The sequence below is a fragment of the Arthrobacter sp. P1_B11 genome (genome assembly GCF_056406715.1).
The window spans coordinates 73,532-92,441 of the sequence record NZ_JBFTZQ010000009.1 but is presented as its reverse complement, the minus strand read 5'-3'; the positions used below and the strand labels follow the sequence as shown (position 1 = coordinate 92,441).

The following is an 18,910-nucleotide window of genomic DNA, read 5'->3' as shown; positions in this document are numbered from 1 at the left end:
GGGGACAAATTGAAGAAGTCTATTGCTGCGCTCGCGCTCGCGGGCACTTTCGCACTCACCGCCGCCGTTCCGGCGGTCGCCGTGAACGCACCGTATCCCGCGCCGCGGGCCAACTCTGCCGTTTCTGACGGCGTGGTCGGCCCGGGCGAATCCTTCACTTTCTCCGGCCGGGGCTTCCTGGCTGGCGAACGACTCATCATCCGCGTAACGCCTGGCGCCCGCCCGGCATCTACCGGAGCAAGCATTGCCGGCGGGCCTAGCCGTTCAGTACCCAGCAAGATCAACGTTGTATTGGCCGCGCAGGAGTTCAGCGCTACTGCTGACGCAAACGGCGCATTCGCTTTTCCGCTGACTCTTAGCGAATCTGGCGTCTACACGCTGACTGCAACCGGCGTTACCTCCGGCAAGGTTGCAACCCAGACTGTCACCGTCGAAGGCGCTGCAGCCGACCTGTCCAACAGCGGTGCCAACGCGGGTGCTGGCTTGGCCAACACCGGTGCTGACTCCAGCCTCATCCTGTGGTCACTGGTCGGTGGCGGCGCACTGGTAGCTGGCGCTGCCTCGGTGGTTGTAGTTCGCCGCCGTGCCAACGCTGATACAATGTTCTCCTTTTGGCGGTTGGTCCTCCGCAACTCGGTATAACAAACCGCCTCTTTGTTTTTTGTCCCGACACCCCCGCCTAAGTGAAAAAATGCCCGATGCGAGATTCGCGTCGGGCATTTTCCGTTCGGATTTTGTGTGCTTTAGCTGTTGAATTCCTTCATCCAGGACTTCAGGTCCTCGCCGAACTCCGCTCGTTCAGAGGCCAGAGTAATAACGGCTTTCAGGTAGCTCAGCTTGTCGCCAGTGTCGTAGCGGCGGCCGCGGAAAACTACGCCGTAAACCCCGGAGCCTTCCCCCTCCCCCGCAGCAAGCGTCTGGAGGGCGTCAGTCAACTGGATCTCGCCGCCACGGCCAGGTGCGGTGTCCTCTAGAACATCGAACACCGCCGGATGCAGGACGTAGCGGCCGATGACGGCCAGGTTGGACGGCGCCTCCTCAACAGAAGGCTTTTCCACCAAGCTGTTGACGCGGACGTAGTCCTCGCCGTCAATCGCCGAAATGTCCGCGCAGCCGTAGGCGCTGATCTGGGAGGGCTCCACCTCGATCAGCGCGATCACCGAGCCGCCCGTCTTCGCCTGGACCTCCATCATCGTGGTCAGAAGCTCGTCCCGCTCGTCGATCAGGTCATCGCCCAGCAGGACTGCGAACGGCTCGTCGCCGACGTGCTGACGGCCGCACAGGACTGCGTGGCCCAAACCCTTCGGCTCACCCTGGCGCACATAGTGGATGGGTCCCAGACCGGAGGCGTGCTGAACGGCGTCCAGACGGGCCTGATCGCCCTTTACCTCGAGGGTGCGCTCCAAGTCGGGCGCGCTGTCGAAATGATCCTCCAGTGCGCGTTTGCTGCGTCCGGTGATCATGAGGACGTCGCTCAGACCAGACGCGACGGCTTCCTCGACCACATACTGAATCGCCGGCGCGTCGACCACCGGCAGCATCTCTTTCGGCATCGCCTTGGTGGCAGGCAGGAAGCGCGTGCCCAAACCTGCTGCCGGAATAACGGCTTTACGGACTGATTTCCCCAACGTTGTCATGACTGAACCCTACAAATTGACTTGCAAAATGCGAAATTTTGGGCCACAGATTTCGGCCCTATTCGAGGCTCGCGTAAGTTCGTATGTATGGGGAAATGGCGTCAGGCAGGAGCAGTGCTCCCGGCACGAGCGCTTCTGGCCCTGTACCTGGCTGGACTCGCTCTCGTGGCGTTCTGGCCCACCCCTGTTGACCGGCCGGTCGCGGGGCGCCTGCAGACGGTGCTGTTTGCCCTGCATGCAGCTGGGCTGCCAGAGTTGATCAACTACAACTTCGTGGAATTTTCGTCCAACATCCTCATGTTTGCGCCGATCGGAGTCCTCGCCGCATTGGCATTTCCGACTTTCCACCGCGGACGGATTGTCCTTGCCGGGTTCGCGGCGTCCTGCTGTATGGAGTTGGGGCAGCAACTTTTCCTGCACGACAGGTTCTCGAGTGCGATGGATATCGTTGCCAATACGGCGGGCGCGATGTTGGGGATTTGGGTTTTAGGTGTGCTTGAGGACTGGTTCCGACAGACTGGTTTCGACAAGCTCAACCGGCGGTAGGTTTCGACAAGCTCAACCAGCGAACTTGGGCTCGCGCTTCTCTTGGAACGCCCGGAAGCCCTCGGCATAGTCCTCGCTCTTGCACAGCCGCGCTTGCTCGGAATTCTCTTCCTGCATCGAAGTCCACAGTCCCAGGCGCTGGTCGCGGATGTGCGCCACCAGTTCCTTGCTCGCCTTGAACGCACCGGTCGCCCCCGTCGCTACCTTCGCCACGATGGCCCGTGTGGACTCGAGAAGCTCGTCCGCCGGCATCGCCCTGCTGAACATTCCCTTCGCCACCGCCTCGGCGCCCGTCATCAGCTCCGCCGTGTAGATCAGGTCCAGCGTCCGGTGCATTCCCAGCCGCTCGGTGAAGTACCAGTGCCCGCCCGAATCCAGCGTGGCGCCGAGCTTGGCGAACGGCGAGCCGAACTTCGCGTTCTCCGCCACGTAGACCACGTCCGTGGCCAGCAGCAGGCCCAGCCCCACGCCCAGGCATGCGCCCTGTGCAGCTGCGAACGTCGGAGCCGGGAACGAGCTCATCTGCTGCAGCAGCGGCTGCACCAGGCCGCCCAGGTACGCCTCGGCGTCGTCGTTCTCCGGCGTGACGCCGGCGATGTCCCGGCCCGCGCAGAAGGCGCGCCCCTCTCCCCTGAGCAGCAGGGCCCGCACCTCACCGCGCGAGGCGGCGGCAGCGGCGTCGTCGTACGCCTGTGCTAAATCCCGGAGCGCCTGCTCGTCGAGCGAGTTCAGCTTGTAAGGGGCGTCGAGGACGACTTCTGCGATGCCGTCGGCGAAGGAGAGGGAGATCATCATTTTCTCGATTCTGCTTTGGTTTCGACAAGCTCAATCAGCGGGTCTTGGTCTCGACAGGCTCAACCAGCGCTACACGTCGAAGTCGACTGTGACTTCTTTGCTCGTCGGGTGGGACTGGCAGGTCAGGACATAGCCCTTGTCCAGTTCATCCTGCTCCAGCGCATAGTTTTCGTCCATGGTCACGGTGCCGGTGACCACCTTGGCGCGGCACGTGCCGCACACTCCCCCGGCGCACGCGAACGGCACGTCCGGGCGGACCCGCAGCGCCGCGTTGAGGATGGACTCGCGGGCATGCGTGGGGCTGGCCACGTCGCCCTGCAGGCCGTCCAGCTTGAACGTAATCTTGTACGTCTCCTTGGACTCGTCCTCGATGACGGGACGGCCGGCGTTGCCCTCGGGGCGGTCAGGCTTGCCGGAGGTGAACAGCTCGAACCGGACATGCTCCGGCTTCACGCCGCGCTCGGCCAGGGTGTCCCGGCACAGCTGCACCAGCTCGAACGGCCCGCACAGGAACCACTCGTCCACGTCGTCCGCGTGGATGGCGGTGCCCAGCAGCGCCCGGAGCTTCTCGGCGTCGATCCTGCCGCTCAGCAGCGGCGCGATGCGCTGCTCGCGGGACAGCACGTGGTGCAGCGCCAGGCGCGACGGGTACCTGTCCTTCAGGTCCGCGAGCTCCTCCAGGAACATCACGTCCATGGCCGCCTTGTTGGCGTAGATCAGGTCGAAGCGGGTCTCCGGGTTCGCGGCCAGCAGCGTGCGGGCGATCGCGATCACCGGTGTGATGCCCGAGCCCGCGGCAATCGCCACGAAACTGCCCGGCTCCCCCGCCAGCTCGCTTGCCATCTGCTGGGGGCGGTTCATGGAGTTCATGACGTTCTGGTCCACGGCCTGGCCGTCCCGGCCGTGCTTGGAGACGAACGCGCCCATGGGGCTCATCACGTCCAGGGTGCCCCCGGCCTTCAGCTCGGCGTTAGCCCACGTGGAGAACAGCCCGCCCAGGTCCTTCTTGACGGCCACCCGGATCTCGCTGGTGCCGTCCGCGAAGCTCCGCGGCTCGGCGCAGATCGAGTAGCTGCGCCGGATCTCCTTCGGCTCGCCGTTCTCATCCGGCAGCGTGGTGCGCAGGGCCACGTACTGGCCCGGCAGGTAGTCGAACCGGCCGGCCAGTTCGGCCGGCACCGCGAAGGTCACCTCAATGGCGTCCTCGGTGAGCCGGCGCACCTCCGCGACGGTGAGGGTGTGGAAGGACGGACGACGGCGGCCGGTGGCCTGCGCCGATTCGGCGGCAGTCTGGCGGACAACGGGCATGGGAGATTCCTTACAGGACTTTGAAGTAGTCGAACGGTTCCCTGCAGTCCTGGCAGACGTACAGCGCCTTGCAGGAGGTGGAACCGAAGCGGGTGAGTTCCTTGGTGTTCAGCGACGAGCACTGCGGGCATTTCACGGCCAGGCTCAGCCGTACAGGGCCGGAGTGTCCCCCGGCGGCGGCGCGGCCACTGGGAGGCGCGATGCCGTACTCCTGCAGCTTGGCCTTGCCGGCGTCCGTCATCCAGTCCGTGGTCCACGCCGGGGCGAGCACCAGTTCCACGTGGACGCTGGGGTAGCCTTCCTTGCGGAAGGCGGCCTTGAGGTCGTCGCGGATGGCGTCCATCGCGGGGCAGCCCGAGTAGGTGGGCGTGATGGTGACCTGGACAGCGGGCACCAGCCCGCCGTCGTCGAACATCCGGACGCTGCGCAGGATGCCCAGGTCCTCGATGGTGAGCACGGGGATTTCCGGGTCGCACACCGTGGCGGCGACGGCCCACGCCTTCTCCTCGGCGCTGACCTCCGCGATCCGGGTGCCCGGTTCCTGAACGTACACGGCGGTCACCAGCTTGCTCCGGGGTGCTCCCGGGCCAGCACCTGCATCTCGGCGAGGATGTAGCCGAGGTGTTCGGAGTGCTTGCCGCGGCGGCCGCCGCCCGGTGCGAACGGCACCTGCGGAACCTCCAGCTCAGCCTCGGCGAGGATCTCGCCGGTGAGGCGGTCAAAGTCAGCCTTCAGGCTGGACGGCTCGACGGCGGTGCCGGCTTCAGCCAGGCGGTGGGTCAGCTCGTCATCCACGAAGAGCTCGCCCACGTAGGGCCAGATCAGCTTCAGGCCGTGGATGATCCTTGCCCGGGACTCCTCGGTGCCGAGGGCCAGGCGGAGGATCCACTGCGCGCTGTGGTCGCGGTGGTAGTCCACTTCCTTCACGGCCTTGGCGGAGATGGCGGCGAGGGTGGCGTCCGTGGACTGGGTCAGCCGGCTGTACAGCTCGAACTGGTAGTAGCTCACCACGAACTGGCGGGCGATGGTAACCGCGAAGTCACCGTTGGGCTGCTCGAACAGGTGGGCGGAGCGGAACTCGTGCTCTCGGCGGAAGTAGGCGAGATCGTCCTCGCTCTTTTCGCTGAGGCCGGCGGCGTAGCTGAGGAACGAGCGGGCGTGGCCCAGCTGGTCCAGGGCGATGTTACCCAGGGCCACGTCCTCCTCCAGCTCGGGGGCGCGGGAGATCCAGTGGCCCAGGCGCTGGGCGAGGATGAGGGCGTCGTCGCCGAGGCGAAGGGCGTATTCGGCCGCGTCCTCGGAGGGCTTCACCAGACCGGTGCGGACCTCGAGGGCGATGTCCTCCGGACGGAGGGCGTTGCCCGGCGTGATGCGGGTGGCGCTGGCGGACGAGTCCCCGCTGCCTGCGACGCCGACCGAGATGTCGCCGTGGCCGGTGGTTTCTGCGTGCGTTTCGGCGTGCGTTTCGGGAGTGGTCACGCTTTCAGAATTCACAGGTGCTTCACTCCTTCGCTCTTGGTGTAGTACGTGGCGTGCCGGTAATCCTTGCCCTGCGGGGACTCGAAGAACGACCCCTTCGCGTCCGGATCGCTGGCGGCGATGGCGTCGGCCGGGACCACCCAGATGGACACGCCCTCGTTGCGGCGGGTGTAGAGGTCACGGGCGTTGCGCAGGGCCATGGCGGCGTCCGGCGCGTGCAGGCTGCCAGCATGGACGTGGCTGAGCCCGCGGCTGGACCGGACAAAGACTTCCCAGAGCGGCCAGACGTTGCCGTGCTCGCTGGTTGAGCCTGTCGAAACCGAGCTTGTCGAAACCGAGCTTGTCGAAACCCCGCCGGTTGAGCTTGTCGAAACCGAGCCACCGCTGGTTGAGCTTGTCGAAACCGGGATTTCGACAGGCTCAATCACCGGGGAAGCTGAAGGCTCAATCACCGGGGCAGCTGAAGGCTCACTCACCGGACCTGCCGGGACCTTGGCGGCCGAGCTTTCTACTTCTCCGGCGGAACTTGCCGGTACTTCCGGGTTGCCGTGAGGGCTCATGCTGCAAATTCCTTTTCTGCGTGCTTGCGTGCCTGTTTTGCCGCATAAGCGGCGGCTGCTTCGCGGACCCAGGCGCCGTCGTCGTGCGCTTCGCGGCGGCGCTCAAGCCGCTGCGCGTTGCAGGGGCCGCGGCCGGCCAGAACTTCCTTGAACTCTTCCCAATCCAGCGGGCCGTGTTCCCACTTCCTGGTTTCGTCGTTGAAGCGGACTTCGCTGTCCGGGAGGGTGAGGCCCAGAACCCGGACCTGCTCCACCATCATTCCGACGAAGCGGCTGCGCAGTTCGTCGTTGCTGAAGCGCTTGATGTTCCAGGCCATGGACTGCTTGGAGTTGGGCGAATCGTCATCCGGCGGGCCGAACATCATCAGGGCCGGGGCGTACCAGCGGTTCACGGCATCCTGGGCCATCTGCTTCTGCGCGGGGGTGCCGTTGGAGAGTTCCAGCAGGATCTCGAAGCCCTGGCGTTGGTGGAAGGACTCTTCCTTGCAGATGCGGACCATGGCACGGCCGTACGGTCCGTAGGATGCGCGGCAGAGCGGGACCTGGTTGCAGATGGCGGCGCCGTCAACCAGCCAGCCGATCGCTCCCATGTCTGCCCACGTCAGGGCCGGATAGTTGAAGATCGAGGAGTAGCGGGCCTTGCCGGCGATGAGGTCGTCCATCATCTTGTCGCGCGGCTGGCCGAGGGTCTCGGCGGCGGAGTAGAGGTACAGCCCGTGGCCTGCCTCGTCCTGGACCTTGGCCATGAGGATCGCCTTGCGCTTCAGGCTCGGCGCGCGGGAGATCCAGTTGGCCTCCGGCTGCATGCCGATGATCTCCGAGTGCGCGTGCTGCGAGATCTGGCGCAGGAGGGTTTTGCGGTAGGCGGCAGGCATCCAGTCCTTCGGCTCGATCCGGGAGTCCTGGGCCATGACGTGGTCAAAGTACGCCTGCCCTTCCGCCTCGAGCTGTGCCGCCCGCTCCTGATCCTCTGGGGACAGTGCCTCAGGCACTGGCTGCAGATTCTGCGCTGCCATGGTTGCTCCTATGCATTCACGTGCGTCCTCGGAAATAATTACCGACCGTTCGTTCAGGATATGCGGAAGATTCAGAGGGCGTCAAGCACGGGGCGCACACAAAAGCGCCACTGGCTTCTCTTGAAGACAGCGGCGCTTGAGTGCAAACACAGGTTTTGCAGGAGTCGTACTACTTGAGGTAGACGGCCAGCGCTTCACCGGAATTACGGGGTTCAAAACCAGCTCCGCGAATTTTCTTTAAATCCAGTGCGCTGTTCAGGGGCCTGGGAGCAGCTGGTTTGTCCTTGAAGTACTCCGCTGTGCTGACTCCGGTTACGTCGTCCCTGGACGAGCCGGCGAGCTCGTAAACGTCTGCGGCAATATCCGCCCAAGACTGTGGCTCACCGTCATTGCTGAGGTTGTAGGTGCCATATGCCGACTGGGAGTCGAGCAGGTGCTTTATGCCGGCGGCAATATCTTCCGTGAACGTGAGCCGGCCGATCTGGTCGTTGACCACCGATGGCTTGATCCCCCGGTGTGCCAGCGACGCCATGGTGCGGACGAAGTTATTGCCTTCTCCGATGACCCAACTGGTCCGCACGATGTAGTGCTTCGGGACCACACTGACTACTGCGTCTGCAGCTGCCTTGGTCTGTCCGTAGACACCAAGAGGAGTGAACGGTTCGCTTTCATCGTGGGCCCCTCGGGCGCCGTCGAAAACGTAGTCGGAAGAGACATGCACCAGGGCCAGGTCATGCTCAACTGCAGTGCGAGCAAGACGCGCTACGGCTCCAACATTGACTTCCCATGCCGCTGCCCGGCCATCAGCGGTCTCGGCTGCATCTACAGCTGTATAGGCAGCTGCGTTGATGATGGTGCTGTAGTTTTTCCAGTTTCGGCTGCTGAACGCTGCCTCGCTGGACAAATCGAACTCCGCCCGACCTGCAAATTCGACCGACTCATCGCCGTCGTAGGCTGCACGCAGGGCCTTACCAAGCTGGCCGTTCGCACCAAGGACAAGGGTTTTCTCGGGCGCCATCGGGACGACTTCTGCCAGACGCGGGTGCGCCTTGTCCTTGTCCGAAAGCTCCGCCTGGTCCAAGGGAATCGGCCACCTGATTCCGGCGGTTTCATCGGCGAGATTAAGGAACCTGTATTGACCCTGCGCATCTGCTGACCAGTGATCGTTGACGAGGTAGGTGTATGCCGTGTCGTCCTCTAGGGTCTGGAAAGCGTTGCCCACTCCCCGCGGAATGAAGATTGCCTGGCTGGGGTCCAATTCGGCAGTAAACACAGCGCCAAAAGAGGGGCCCTCGCGCAGGTCCACCCACGCACCGAAAATCCTGCCGGTGGCGACGGAAATGAACTTGTCCCACGGCTCGGCGTGGATCCCGCGAGTGGTTCCGGCCTTTTCGTTGAAGGAAATATTGTTCTGGACCGGCCGGAAATCCGGCAGCCCGAGGGCGATCATTTTTTCGCGCTGCCAGTTCTCCTTGAACCAGCCGCGGTTGTCGCCGTGGACCGGAAGGTCGTAAAGGACGACGCCGGGAATTGGAGTTTCGTGTGCTGAAAGAGGCTTGGAGAACGCGATCGGCATCGTCTACTGGCCCTGTTCCTTGTACTTCGCTTCCGTGGCGGCCTTCTGAGGACGCCACCAGTCCTGGTTGTCCCGGTACCAGTCAATGGTGTTCTCGATGCCGGATTCGAAATCCCAGAACTCCGGCTGCCAGCCCAGCTCGTCGCGGAGCTTCGATGAATCGATGGCGTAGCGCAGATCATGGCCGGGGCGGTCCACAACGTGGTCGTAGGCGTCCGGCGCCTCCCCCATGTGCTTCAGAATCAGCTCTACGACGTCCTTGTTGTTTTTCTCACCATCTGCGCCGATCAGGTAGGTCTCGCCGATCCGGCCCTTGGCGATGATCGCCAAGACGGCGGAAGAATGGTCGTTGGCGTGGATCCAGTCGCGGACGTTCTCGCCCTTGCCGTAGAGCTTGGGCCGGATCCCGTCGATCACGTTGGTGATCTGCCGAGGTATGAACTTTTCGACATGCTGGTATGGACCGTAGTTGTTCGAGCAGTTGCTGATGGTCGCCTGCAGGCCGAAGGACCGCACCCAGGCGCGCACCAGCAGGTCCGAGCCCGCCTTGGTGGAGGAGTAGGGGCTGGACGGGTTGTACGGCGTCTCTTCCGTGAAGCGTTCCGGATCGTCCAGTTCGAGGTCGCCGTAAACCTCGTCGGTGGAGATGTGGTGGAACCGCTTGTTGTGCTTCCTGGCGGCCTCGATGAGCGTGTAGGTGCCGATGATGTTCGTGTCCAGGAACGGGCGCGGGTCATGCAGTGAGTTGTCATTGTGTGACTCGGCAGCGTAATGAACCACCACGTCGCAATCAGCAACCAGGCCGTCCACGAGAGCCGCGTCGGCGATGTCCCCCTCGATAAGCTGGAATCGCTCCGGCGGCAAACCTGCCAAGGAGGCCCTATTCCCCGCGTATGTCAGCTTGTCCAAGACCGTGACGGCGCCATCTGTGTGATTGAGAACATAGTGGACGAAGTTGGAACCAATGAAGCCTGCGCCACCGGTCACGAGGAGTTTCTGCATGATTTCCATAGTTCCATAACGCCATTGATTTGGTTGAACTTCGAATGACCCGGAAACTTGCATATATGCGCGGAATTATCCTCGCCGGGGGGACCGGTTCAAGACTTCATCCGATTACATTGGGGATCAGCAAACAGCTGGTTCCGGTTTATGACAAACCGATGATCTACTACCCCCTGTCCACACTGATGCTCGCCGGCATTCAGGACATCCTGATCATCACGACGCCTCACGACGCCGACCAGTTTCAGCGATTGCTCGGTGACGGCAGTCAATTCGGCGTCAACATCACGTACACCCAGCAGCCGTCCCCGGATGGGTTGGCCCAGGCCTTCGTCCTCGGTGCGGAGCACATTGGCGACGGACCGGTTGCACTGGTGCTCGGGGACAACATCTTTTACGGCCAGGGCATGGGCACCCAACTCCGCCGGTTTGCCAACATCGATGGCGGAGCGATTTTCGGTTACCGGGTAGCAGACCCTACTGCCTACGGAGTGGTGGAGTTCGACGCCACTGGCAGGGCCATCTCCCTCGAGGAAAAGCCGGAACACCCGAAGAGCCATTACGCGGTCCCGGGGCTCTATTTCTATGACAACGATGTTGTCGAAATCGCCCGGAACCTCAAGCCCTCGCCCCGCGGAGAGCTCGAAATTACGGATGTGAACCGCGAATACCTCGACCGCGGCAAACTGCAGGTGGAGATTCTCCCCCGCGGTACAGCATGGCTGGACACCGGAACATTCGACTCCCTCAACGAAGCGTCCGAATTCGTCCGGACCGTCCAGAAGCGGCAGGGCCTCTCAATCGGCTGCCCCGAGGAAATTGCCTGGCGACTCGGCTTCCTCAGCGACGATGAGCTCCAGGATCGGGCCGCGCCCTTGGCCAAGAGCGGCTACGGCCGCTACCTTCTGGACCTGCTCGCCGAGGATGCTGCCGAGAACCCGGAGCGCCTGGAACTGTCTCTCCGCTGATTGATGTTCGGTTGCGGCGTTCATTCGTCGTGGGCGCTAACAGACATGCCAGATGTCGATGCCGGGCATTCTCTTCAGATCTCAGTGCCCTTGAAGGGGGAGACGTCCCTTTGACGGATCATGGGAGCAGCACCGCGAAAGGGTCCGTCTCAACCTGGCATCTCCCCGCCAGTGCGGGGAACTAGCCAGCATCCTAGCGTTTTCCCAAGGTCCGAAACCCAGAGTTGTTGCCAGGGGCAACCGTTGCAGAAATTCTCACCCCACGAGGCGAAGGAGTTCCTCGTGGTCATGTTCGGTCTCGGAATCACACATAAAGGTGACGACCGGGCCGGCTGAGTTGGCTTGTGCCCCCAACGCCAAGGAGGCCAGAGCATGTCTGAGGAATCTGCAAACACGAGCGCGCTGCCACGCCGTACGCTGCTGCGCCTGGGGGCGGCCGGAGGAGCCGCCGCCGCGCTCGCGGCCGCACAGACCTGGGCTGCTCCGCTACTGGCTCAGAGAGGACTGCTCTCACCCGACGGCGCCTTCGCCGCCACATCCACGGCACTTAGTGACGGCTTGTTCTACATTGAACAGTTCCCCACGAGCCCGCTGATCATCTCACCGTTCAACGACCCGCTGCCCATCCTGAAGGCGCTGGCCCCGGTGCCGAAATCGGTGTACAGCGCCTGGCCGAATCCGCCTGGGCCGGGACCGGGCCAGCAGAACTCGCTGCGCAACCAGCAGCACCAGATCTGGCCGAACAAGGTCGGCTATCCGGACCCGATTGTCTACAAAATCGACCTGCTGCTCCGGACCCACGCGTTCACCACGTCCCAGGTGCTTCCGATCGATGTGCACGGCCGGCCGGCGGTCTCTTTTGACGCGAAGCGCAAGACGTACCCTGCCGGCACAAAACGGACGTTGCCCCCCCAGCACGATCTACGGCTTCAACGGCGGCTTTCCGGGGGCGAGGATCAACGCGGAGTACGGCAAGCCGGTCCTGGTCCGCTTCGAGAACCACCTGGCCGAGAACCCGCTGAACCTGGACCGCCAGGACTTCGGCGCCCCGGACCTGGCCTTCCTCACCCACCTGCACAACGGCCACACGGCACCCGAAAGCGACGGCAATCCGCACTACTCGATGATCGCCGGCCCCAAGCACCGGGGCTACCTGCCGGGAATGTTCGTGGACAACCTGTATCTGAACTACCCCTCCGGCGGGGACGACCGCGAGAAGCAAAGCTTCTACTGGTTCCACGACCACGCGATGGACCACACCGGTGCAAACGTGTACAAGGGCATGGTGGGCGTGTACCCGCTCTACGACCCAAAGAACGGCATCGACATCGGCGACGAGCGGCGGGGACTGCGGCTGCCCGGCGTCCGCACTAACAACCCGGACGGATCCTTCGACGTCAAATACGACATCCCGCTGGCCTTCTTTGACTGCCGGCTCGACGACGGCGTAACCACGCATCAGGACTTCCACGACGGGCTGGGCGAATACCCGGCCGCCAAGAACCCGGCAACCCACCCCGAATGGTGGGGCAAGACGTTCTACAAGCACTTCCCCAACCACGGGTTCGTCGGCGACATCTTCACCGTCAACGGGACGGCCTTCCCGGTACTGGAGGTGAAGCGGCGCAAATACCGCCTTCGGTTCCTGGACTGCTCCGTGGCCCGCATCTACGAATTCAAGCTGATGACCTCCACCAAGGGACCGAAGTCCTCGGCGTCGCTCGGGTACAACGGCGACGAACTTCAGGGCCAGTACCGGATCGAGGACGGCCAGCAGTGCATGCAGTTCACCCAGATCACTGCCGACGGCGGCCTCCTGCCCTTCCCGCTCACACGCAACTCGTGCGAGCTGTGGCCCGCGAAGCGCCGCGAGGTGATCGTTGATTTCACCAAGTACCAGGACGGCACACCCACCACCAAGGGCGACGTCATTTACCTCACCAACGTCATGAAGATGCCCGACGGGCGGATGTGGTCCAAGTCCTCCCGGTTCTCGCCCGACCCGAAGTACAAAGTGCCGGTCCTGAAGATCGTGATCGGCGATACCGCGCCGGACGACAGCCAGATCCCCAAAGCCACCTTCCCCCTCCGTCCACTTCCGCCGCTGCCCAGCAACTGGCAGAGCATGCTGGACAACCGGATGATCTTCGAGGTGCAGCGGGGCAGCGCCGGCGGGGAGATCGAGTGGCTGATCAACGGCAAACCCTTCGATCCGAACCACGCGTTGGCAAGCCTGAAAAACCCTGCCGGCCGGACGCCGCTGGCCCAGCAAAAGAAGGGCAGCTTTAATCTCTGGGAGCTCCGCAACGGTGGCGGCGGCTGGGTGCACCCGGTGCATCTACATCAGGAGGAGCACCGGACGGTCATGCGCAATGGCAAGGACGTGACCCGCACACCGGATCCCGGGCATCCCGATGACTCCTCGAAGGAAGACACGGCAGCGCTTGACCCCGGCGAGTCAGTCATCGTCTACCGGGGATTCCGGGACTTCACCGGACCCTACGTGGGCCACTGCCACAACCTGGCTCACGAGGACCACGCCATGATGTTCTCCTGGGAAATCACGCCCTGACCGGTGCCAGTGGTCCCCAATTCAGCGGCCGGCTCAAATGAGTGTCTAGACTGTGACCGTGCCCGCGAATCCGCCTGACCCAAGCCCCGGACCAGCCCCCGATCCGGGCCCGGCCCTCGATCCCGACCCGGTCCGCAGGAGCAGGATCGCCGAAAGGCTCCTCCCCGGCGGGGCCGAGCCTGACCCGCGCTTCACCCTGGCCAATGAACGGACGTTCCTGGCCTGGATCCGCACCTCGCTGGCACTCCTGGCCGGCGGCATCGCCGTGGAAGCCTTCACCTCGGACGTCTTCCTGGAACCGGTACGCCGGGGACTCTCGGTGCTGCTGCTCCTGCTCGGCATGATCCTCAGCGCCGGAGCCGCCGTGCGCTGGCTCCGCGTCGAAGGAAGCCTGCGCACCAACCGGCCGTTGCCTCTGCCGCTCATTGCCCCGCTGCTCGCCGCCGGCTGCGCCGTCGCAGCGGCGGTGGTGATCGCCGTCGTCGTCCTGGCCTGAAGACATGACCCGCAACCCGCCGGACGGTCCACTGCACGGTCAGCCTGGCCACGGCGATCCAGGGCTGCAGCCCGAGCGCACGGTGCTGGCCTGGGGCCGGACGATGCTGACGATGGTGACCGCCAGCGCCATCTTCCTGCGGTGGATTCCGGAACACGGACCGCTGGTCCTGCCGCTTTTTGTCGTTTCGGCAGCAGCCGCAGCTTCCATCTACTTCACCCAGCGGGTGCGCTACCGCCGCGGCGTCCACGGCATCACGGCGGGGCAGCTGGCACCGGACATCGCCGCCGTTCTGTGGACGGCAAGTTCATGCGTGGTGCTTGGCGCCCTGGGCCTCTGGGTAGTGCTGGCGTGACAGCACGCTGTACCTGTTTAGCCGACGGCGCTGGCACGGGCCGATTCGACGACGTTTTCGGTCGCGRCCCAGGATGCGAGGAGCCGGAGGGATTCGTCGGAGGGGCTGCCGGGGACGGCGGGATACACCGTAAGCGTGTGCCCGGGGTCGTCTTCGAGTTCCATGGCCTGGTAGTTCAGTTCGAGGAGCCCAACCACCGGGTGCTGGAAGGATTTCGTACCTGAGTAGTGGCGGCGGACGTTGTGCGCGGCCCACCGCGTGCGGAACTCATCGCTGCGCATCGAGAGTTCGCCGACGAGTGCGGCGATTCCCTTGTCGTGCGGGTTGCGGCCGGCGTCGCGGCGCAGGATCGCGACGTTGACGTTGGCTGCGCGGTCCCAGTCGGGGTAGAAGTCGTGGGCGCGCGGGTCGAGGAAGATGAACCTTGAGTGGTTTGCGGGGCGGGCGGTTCCGCGGTACATCTCGGAGTAGAGGGCGTAGCCGAGGAGGTTGGCCGCGACGATGTCCATGCGGTTGTTCCCGATGAAGGCGGGCGCTCCGGTGATCGCGTCGAGAAGGTTTTGCATCACGGGGCGCACGCTTGACGGCGCCGCGGTGGTGGGACGCTTCCGAATTGATGTGTTCGCTGCGCGTGCGAGGTCGTAGAGGTGGTCGTGTTCGGCGCGGTCGAGTTCCAGTGCCCGCGCGATGGAGTCGAGGACGCTGTCCGATACGCCGGTGAGGTTTCCGCGTTCGAGGCGAGTGTAGTAGTCGACGCTGACGCCGGCGAGGCGGGCGACTTCTTCCCGCCGGAGACCTGTCACGCGGCGCCGCCCTCCGATCGGTTCGATCCCTGCCTGCTCGGGGGTGATGCGTCCGCGCCGGGAGGCCAGGAACTCTCGTGTCTCGGCTCGGTTATCCATACCGCAACGTTACGACGTAACCGGGAACGGTTGGGAGGGTCTGCCATAACCCGTTTCAGCAGGGCCCTCGCTACACGCGCCCGTTGCGGGTTTGATGGAAATCAGCCCCCATGCATTCAACGAATTGGAGCACCAGCCATGCGCGCAACCATTCTGCACGCCCCCGGAGACGTCCGCGTCGAGGACCGGGAAAACCCCGCCATCCAAAAGCCGACCGACGCGATCATCAAGCTGGTCGCGGCATGCGTGTGCGGGTCGGACCTGTGGCCCTACCGCGGCGCCGACAGCATCAATGAACCTGCGGCCATGGGACACGAGTATGTAGGTATCGTCGAGGAGGTTGGCGCCGACGTGCGGAACGTCCGGGTGGGCCAGTTCGTCGTCGGGTCCTTCTTCGCCTCTGACAACACCTGCGTGATCTGCCGCTCCGGCTACCAGTCGGGATGTGTTCACCGCGAAGGTGTCGGCGGCGCCCAGGCCGAGTACATGCGGGTCCCCCTCGCCGACGGCACGCTTGTTGCCACCCCGGAGATGCCCGACGCCGACAAGGTCGCCTCGCTGCTGGCCGCCTCCGACGTCCTGGGGACCGGATGGTTCGGTGCCAAAGCTGCCGAGGCAGGACCGGGCAAGACGGTCGCCGTCGTCGGCGACGGCGCGGTGGGACTTCTCGCGATCCTCGCGGCGAAGCAGATGGGCGCCGAACAGATTATCGCCATGTCCCGCCACGCCGACCGGCAGGCTCTCGCCCGCGAGTTCGGCGCGACCGACATCGTCGAGGAACGCGGCGACGAGGGGGTGGCAAGAATCAAGGAGCTCACCGATGGCTTGGGCGCGCACTCGGTCATCGAGGCCGTCGGCACCCAGGAATCGATGATGCAGGCCATCCGCGCGACTCGCCGCGGCGGCCACGTTGGCTACGTCGGCGTCGCGCACGACGTCGAGCTGCCGGGCCTGGAGATGTTCTTCTCCCACGTCCACCTGCATGGCGGACCCGCCCCTGTCCGGGACTATCTGCCCGAATTGATCGACCTCATCCTCCGCGGGGAGATCAATCCGGGGAAGGTCTTTGACCTGGAACTGCCCCTCGACGAGGCAGCCGAAGGCTATAAGGCCATGGACGAACGCCGAGCCATCAAGGTACTCCTGCGGCCATGAGCACGTCGTCGACCACAACACGATCGCGGCCGTCGGGAGCCGTCCCGGCGGCACTCGTCGCCACGGTCATCTTCCTCACCGCCGTCGCGCCGCTCGCCACCGACATGTACGTCCCGGCGTTCCCGCGTGTGTCGCAGGAATTCGGCACGACGGCGTCCGCGGTGCAGTTGACCCTGACGACGTTCTTCGCCGGGATGGGACTCGGCCAGCTCGTCGGCGGCCCCTTCAGCGACCAGCGCGGCCGGCGCATGCCCCTGGTCGCGGGCACGATTCTGATGGCAGTCGCGTCCGTCGCCTGCGCCCTGGCCCCGAACGTCGGCATCCTGATGGTCGCCCGGTTGTTGCAGGGTTTCGGGGGTGGGTGGGCGATGGTTATCGGCCGTGCCGTCATCGTCGACCTCGCCCACGGTTCGCAGCTGGTCCGGGTACTCAACCTCGTCATGGGCATTGGCGGCGTGGCCCCGATCATCAGCCCCCTGCTCGGGGCGGTCATCCTGCAGCTGACCGGCTGGCGGATGACGTTCTGGGTACTCGCCGCTCTGGGCATCCTCATGATGCTGTGCGCCCTGTTCGTGGTTCCCGAGTCGCTGCCGCCCGCCAAACGGCACGCGGGCGGGCTGCGTGAATTCGGGCACGCCGCACGCACCGTGCTGTCAAACCGCCGGTTCGTTGGCTACGTCGTGGTGGCATCCTCTGCGTTCATCGCACTCTTCGCTTACGTCGCCACGTCCGCGTTCATCCTGCAAAACATGAACGGTCTGTCACCGGTGGCGTACTCAATCGTCTTCGCCGCCAACGCAGGCGGCATGACCATCGCCGCCCTCGTCTCGGCGCGAATGGCCGGCCGCGTGCCCACCCGCCGGGTCATCCTCACCGGACAGGTCATCGCCCTGGTCGCCGGTGTGGCCATGCTGGCCGGAGCCCTGTGGTGGGCCACTCCCCTCTTGGTGGCCATGGGCAGCTTCTTCGCCCTCATGGTCGCGCAGGGTCTCATCAACACCAACGGGGGCGCCCTCGCTTCCGCGGAAGTACCCGAGCACCCGGGTACCAGTTCAGCAGTTCTCGGCCTCGTGCAATGGACCACTGCCGGCATCGTCGCACCGATCGCCGGCCTCGGCGGTTCCAGCACCGCCGTCCCCATGGCGGTGCTCATGATCGCCGGTGCACTGCTCTCCCTGTTCGGACTCCTCATCCTGGCCCGTCCGAGCGCCTCACAACCGGGGACATCTCCCCGGCACCCACAATCTGAAGGAGCCACCCTCTCATGACGACCATCGCAATCATCGGCGCCGGCACTGGCCTGGGCCTCGCAGTCGCCCGTCGCTTCGGACGCGAAGGTCACGCGGTCGCCCTTATCGCCCGCAACCGCACCCGCCTGGACGAGCTCACCGCGGCGCTGAGCAACGAGGGAATCACTGCCCAGGGTTTCACCGCGGACGTCCGGGACACCGTTTCCCTGGAAACCGCCCTCGAACAGGCAGCCACGAGCCTCGGGCCGATTGAAGTGCTGCAGTACAGCCCCGTCCCCGCGAAGGACTTCATGCGCCCGGTCCTCGAAACCGCTGCAGCAGACCTCGTGGGCCCGGTGGAATTCTCCATTTACGGCCCCGTGACCGCCGCAAATCAGGTCATTCCCGGCATGCGGGCACTGGGCCGTGGCACGGTTCTTTTCGTTAACGGAGCCAGCGCGGTCAGGCCCAGTGGGACTGTTACGGGCACCTCCATCGCCTTCGCCGGCGAGAGCGCCTACGCCCAGCTGCTCCACGACGCCCTCGCCCCGGAGGGAATCCACGTCGGCCAGCTGATCATCCCGCTCGGCATCGGCGGCGGCGACCCAGCACACGAACCCGCGGCCCTCGCCGATACCCTCTGGCACATCCACACCGACCGCACGGACTTCCGCACCTTCGTAGCACCCCTCGACTGAGCACGCGTGGTTCTTGGCGTCCTTGGCCTGTGGGTAGTGCTAGCGTGACAGCACGCAGTACCCGTCCTGACATGCGGTAACCGTCCTGCAAGGAGCAACCTGTGTTCATGATTGCCGGCCTTCCGGCCCACATTCTTCTTGTCCACGCCGTGGTGGTCTTCGGGCCGCTCGCCGGGCTCGGCGCCGTGGTCTACGGCCTTGCCGCCCGGACCCGCAACTATCTGGCGTGGCCGCTCGGAGTCCTGACCCTCATGCTCGCTCCCCTGGCCCTGATCACCGCCCAGGCCGGGGAACAGCTGCAGGCGATCCGGGGCGCCACCGACGCGATCCAGGCGCACGCCCGGCAGGGTGACATCTTCAAATACACCTCGGTGGTTTTCCTGGTGGTGGTGGCGCTGATGCTCGCAGCCACGTACGCGCCGCTGGCCCGACGGGTTCCCGCGCTGGCAGGCCTTCAGGAATCCCGTCCCGTCAGGATTGCCCTCCTGGCCGTAGGCGTGCTGGCTGGGCTGTTCCTCATCTACCAGAGCATCATCACCGGGCACTCCGGCTCGTCCTCGGTCTGGGGCGGGTAAGGCTCTTCATTAGCGTGGCCGTCTGCCTCTTGCCAGCT

General features: G+C 64.6%; 20 protein-coding genes. 10 read left to right on the top strand and 10 right to left on the bottom strand.

Annotated elements, in window-relative coordinates; all coding sequences use genetic code 11:
- The first annotated feature begins 9 nt into the window (after window positions 1–9).
- Entirely contained in the window at window positions 10–642 is a 633-nt protein-coding gene (locus tag AC1D14_RS09705; protein WP_476968369.1) for an LPXTG cell wall anchor domain-containing protein, read from the top strand.
- A 101-nt stretch (window positions 643–743) separates the two neighbouring features.
- Here the strand turns inward: AC1D14_RS09705 and galU are convergent, their stop codons facing one another.
- The gene (galU, locus tag AC1D14_RS09700; RefSeq protein ID WP_476968368.1) at window positions 744–1,637 is read right to left on the bottom strand and encodes a UTP--glucose-1-phosphate uridylyltransferase GalU; all 894 of its coding nucleotides are present in this window, start codon (window positions 1,635–1,637) and stop codon (window positions 744–746) included.
- A gap of 87 nt (window positions 1,638–1,724) precedes the next feature.
- Here galU and AC1D14_RS09695 point away from each other — a divergent pair, with 87 nt between their 5' ends.
- Window positions 1,725–2,183 (top strand): VanZ family protein, encoded by a 459-nt coding sequence (locus AC1D14_RS09695; RefSeq protein WP_476968367.1) that lies wholly within the window; start codon window positions 1,725–1,727, stop codon window positions 2,181–2,183.
- A 12-nt stretch (window positions 2,184–2,195) separates the two neighbouring features.
- On the opposite strand, the gene AC1D14_RS09690 is transcribed toward AC1D14_RS09695, so the two are convergent.
- The 8 genes from AC1D14_RS09690 to rfbB form a co-directional block, all read right to left on the bottom strand.
- Window positions 2,196–2,975 carry an enoyl-CoA hydratase/isomerase family protein gene (locus tag AC1D14_RS09690; protein WP_476968436.1) on the bottom strand — a complete coding sequence of 260 codons (780 nt, stop codon included), beginning with the start codon at window positions 2,973–2,975 and terminating at the stop codon, window positions 2,196–2,198.
- A 72-nt stretch (window positions 2,976–3,047) separates the two neighbouring features.
- Window positions 3,048–4,286, bottom strand: coding sequence for a 1,2-phenylacetyl-CoA epoxidase subunit PaaE (paaE, locus tag AC1D14_RS09685; protein ID WP_476968366.1), 1,239 nt, complete (start codon window positions 4,284–4,286; stop codon window positions 3,048–3,050).
- A 10-nt stretch (window positions 4,287–4,296) separates the two neighbouring features.
- Entirely contained in the window at window positions 4,297–4,848 is a 552-nt protein-coding gene (gene paaD, locus AC1D14_RS09680) for a 1,2-phenylacetyl-CoA epoxidase subunit PaaD (protein WP_476968365.1), read from the bottom strand.
- Entirely contained in the window at window positions 4,845–5,765 is a 921-nt protein-coding gene (gene paaC / locus AC1D14_RS09675) for a 1,2-phenylacetyl-CoA epoxidase subunit PaaC (protein WP_476968435.1), read from the bottom strand. Before paaC ends, paaD begins: the two co-directional genes overlap by 4 nt.
- Before the next feature lie 11 nt (window positions 5,766–5,776).
- Window positions 5,777–6,175 (bottom strand): 1,2-phenylacetyl-CoA epoxidase subunit PaaB, encoded by a 399-nt coding sequence (gene paaB / locus AC1D14_RS09670; protein ID WP_476968434.1) that lies wholly within the window; start codon window positions 6,173–6,175, stop codon window positions 5,777–5,779.
- Between the two features lie 146 nt (window positions 6,176–6,321).
- Window positions 6,322–7,341: a 1,2-phenylacetyl-CoA epoxidase subunit PaaA gene (gene paaA, locus AC1D14_RS09665; protein ID WP_476968364.1), complete on the bottom strand. Its 1,020-nt coding sequence runs from the start codon at window positions 7,339–7,341 to the stop codon at window positions 6,322–6,324.
- Window positions 7,342–7,510: 169 nt separating this feature from the next.
- Window positions 7,511–8,917, bottom strand: coding sequence for a sugar nucleotide-binding protein (locus AC1D14_RS09660; RefSeq protein WP_476968363.1), 1,407 nt, complete (start codon window positions 8,915–8,917; stop codon window positions 7,511–7,513).
- A gap of 3 nt (window positions 8,918–8,920) precedes the next feature.
- Entirely contained in the window at window positions 8,921–9,919 is a 999-nt protein-coding gene (rfbB, locus tag AC1D14_RS09655; RefSeq protein WP_476968433.1) for a dTDP-glucose 4,6-dehydratase, read from the bottom strand.
- Window positions 9,920–9,984: 65 nt separating this feature from the next.
- Here rfbB and rfbA point away from each other — a divergent pair, with 65 nt between their 5' ends.
- From rfbA to AC1D14_RS09635, 4 genes are all read left to right on the top strand, one after another.
- Window positions 9,985–10,890 (top strand): glucose-1-phosphate thymidylyltransferase RfbA, encoded by a 906-nt coding sequence (rfbA, locus tag AC1D14_RS09650; protein ID WP_476968432.1) that lies wholly within the window; start codon window positions 9,985–9,987, stop codon window positions 10,888–10,890.
- Window positions 10,891–11,749: 859 nt separating this feature from the next.
- On the top strand, window positions 11,750–13,462 hold the full coding sequence (locus AC1D14_RS09645; protein ID WP_476968362.1) for a multicopper oxidase family protein: 1,713 nt from the start codon (window positions 11,750–11,752) through the stop codon (window positions 13,460–13,462).
- A gap of 58 nt (window positions 13,463–13,520) precedes the next feature.
- Window positions 13,521–13,958 (top strand): YidH family protein, encoded by a 438-nt coding sequence (locus AC1D14_RS09640; RefSeq protein WP_476968361.1) that lies wholly within the window; start codon window positions 13,521–13,523, stop codon window positions 13,956–13,958.
- Between the two features lie 4 nt (window positions 13,959–13,962).
- Window positions 13,963–14,313: a DUF202 domain-containing protein gene (locus AC1D14_RS09635; protein ID WP_476968360.1), complete on the top strand. Its 351-nt coding sequence runs from the start codon at window positions 13,963–13,965 to the stop codon at window positions 14,311–14,313.
- Window positions 14,314–14,330: 17 nt separating this feature from the next.
- On the opposite strand, the gene AC1D14_RS09630 is transcribed toward AC1D14_RS09635, so the two are convergent.
- On the bottom strand, window positions 14,331–15,215 hold the full coding sequence (locus AC1D14_RS09630; protein WP_476968359.1) for a helix-turn-helix transcriptional regulator: 885 nt from the start codon (window positions 15,213–15,215) through the stop codon (window positions 14,331–14,333).
- Window positions 15,216–15,353: 138 nt separating this feature from the next.
- On the opposite strand from AC1D14_RS09630, the gene AC1D14_RS09625 reads away from it, so the two are divergent.
- From AC1D14_RS09625 to AC1D14_RS09610, 4 genes are all read left to right on the top strand, one after another.
- Complete coding sequence (locus AC1D14_RS09625) at window positions 15,354–16,370, top strand: zinc-dependent alcohol dehydrogenase family protein (protein WP_476968358.1); 1,017 nt, start codon at window positions 15,354–15,356, stop codon at window positions 16,368–16,370.
- Window positions 16,367–17,638: a multidrug effflux MFS transporter gene (locus tag AC1D14_RS09620; protein WP_476968357.1), complete on the top strand. Its 1,272-nt coding sequence runs from the start codon at window positions 16,367–16,369 to the stop codon at window positions 17,636–17,638. The genes AC1D14_RS09625 and AC1D14_RS09620 overlap by 4 nt, the downstream gene beginning before the upstream one ends.
- Window positions 17,635–18,297 carry an SDR family NAD(P)-dependent oxidoreductase gene (locus AC1D14_RS09615; protein WP_230118831.1) on the top strand — a complete coding sequence of 221 codons (663 nt, stop codon included), beginning with the start codon at window positions 17,635–17,637 and terminating at the stop codon, window positions 18,295–18,297. The genes AC1D14_RS09620 and AC1D14_RS09615 overlap by 4 nt, the downstream gene beginning before the upstream one ends.
- A 107-nt stretch (window positions 18,298–18,404) precedes the next feature.
- Window positions 18,405–18,872, top strand: a complete 468-nt coding sequence (locus tag AC1D14_RS09610) for a hypothetical protein (RefSeq protein WP_354962144.1) — start codon at window positions 18,405–18,407, stop codon at window positions 18,870–18,872.
- Window positions 18,873–18,910 lie beyond the last annotated feature (38 nt).

What these genes read in the sequence shown, in the direction of transcription:
- rfbA (WP_476968432.1), top strand. Translation starts at nt 9,985, where the DNA reads ATGCGCGGAATTATCCTCGCCGGGGGGACCGGTTCAAGACTTCATCCG.
- AC1D14_RS09625 (WP_476968358.1), top strand. Translation starts at nt 15,354, where the DNA reads ATGCGCGCAACCATTCTGCACGCCCCCGGAGACGTCCGCGTCGAGGAC.
- AC1D14_RS09660 (WP_476968363.1), bottom strand. Translation starts at nt 8,917, where the DNA reads ATGCCGATCGCGTTCTCCAAGCCTCTTTCAGCACACGAAACTCCAATT.
- AC1D14_RS09610 (WP_354962144.1), top strand. Translation starts at nt 18,405, where the DNA reads ATGATTGCCGGCCTTCCGGCCCACATTCTTCTTGTCCACGCCGTGGTG.
- paaE (WP_476968366.1), bottom strand. Translation starts at nt 4,286, where the DNA reads ATGCCCGTTGTCCGCCAGACTGCCGCCGAATCGGCGCAGGCCACCGGC.
- rfbB (WP_476968433.1), bottom strand. Translation starts at nt 9,919, where the DNA reads ATGCAGAAACTCCTCGTGACCGGTGGCGCAGGCTTCATTGGTTCCAAC.
- AC1D14_RS09690 (WP_476968436.1), bottom strand. Translation starts at nt 2,975, where the DNA reads ATGATCTCCCTCTCCTTCGCCGACGGCATCGCAGAAGTCGTCCTCGAC.
- AC1D14_RS09695 (WP_476968367.1), top strand. Translation starts at nt 1,725, where the DNA reads ATGGGGAAATGGCGTCAGGCAGGAGCAGTGCTCCCGGCACGAGCGCTT.
- galU (WP_476968368.1), bottom strand. Translation starts at nt 1,637, where the DNA reads ATGACAACGTTGGGGAAATCAGTCCGTAAAGCCGTTATTCCGGCAGCA.
- AC1D14_RS09615 (WP_230118831.1), top strand. Translation starts at nt 17,635, where the DNA reads ATGACGACCATCGCAATCATCGGCGCCGGCACTGGCCTGGGCCTCGCA.
- paaA (WP_476968364.1), bottom strand. Translation starts at nt 7,341, where the DNA reads ATGGCAGCGCAGAATCTGCAGCCAGTGCCTGAGGCACTGTCCCCAGAG.
- AC1D14_RS09620 (WP_476968357.1), top strand. Translation starts at nt 16,367, where the DNA reads ATGAGCACGTCGTCGACCACAACACGATCGCGGCCGTCGGGAGCCGTC.
- AC1D14_RS09635 (WP_476968360.1), top strand. Translation starts at nt 13,963, where the DNA reads ATGACCCGCAACCCGCCGGACGGTCCACTGCACGGTCAGCCTGGCCAC.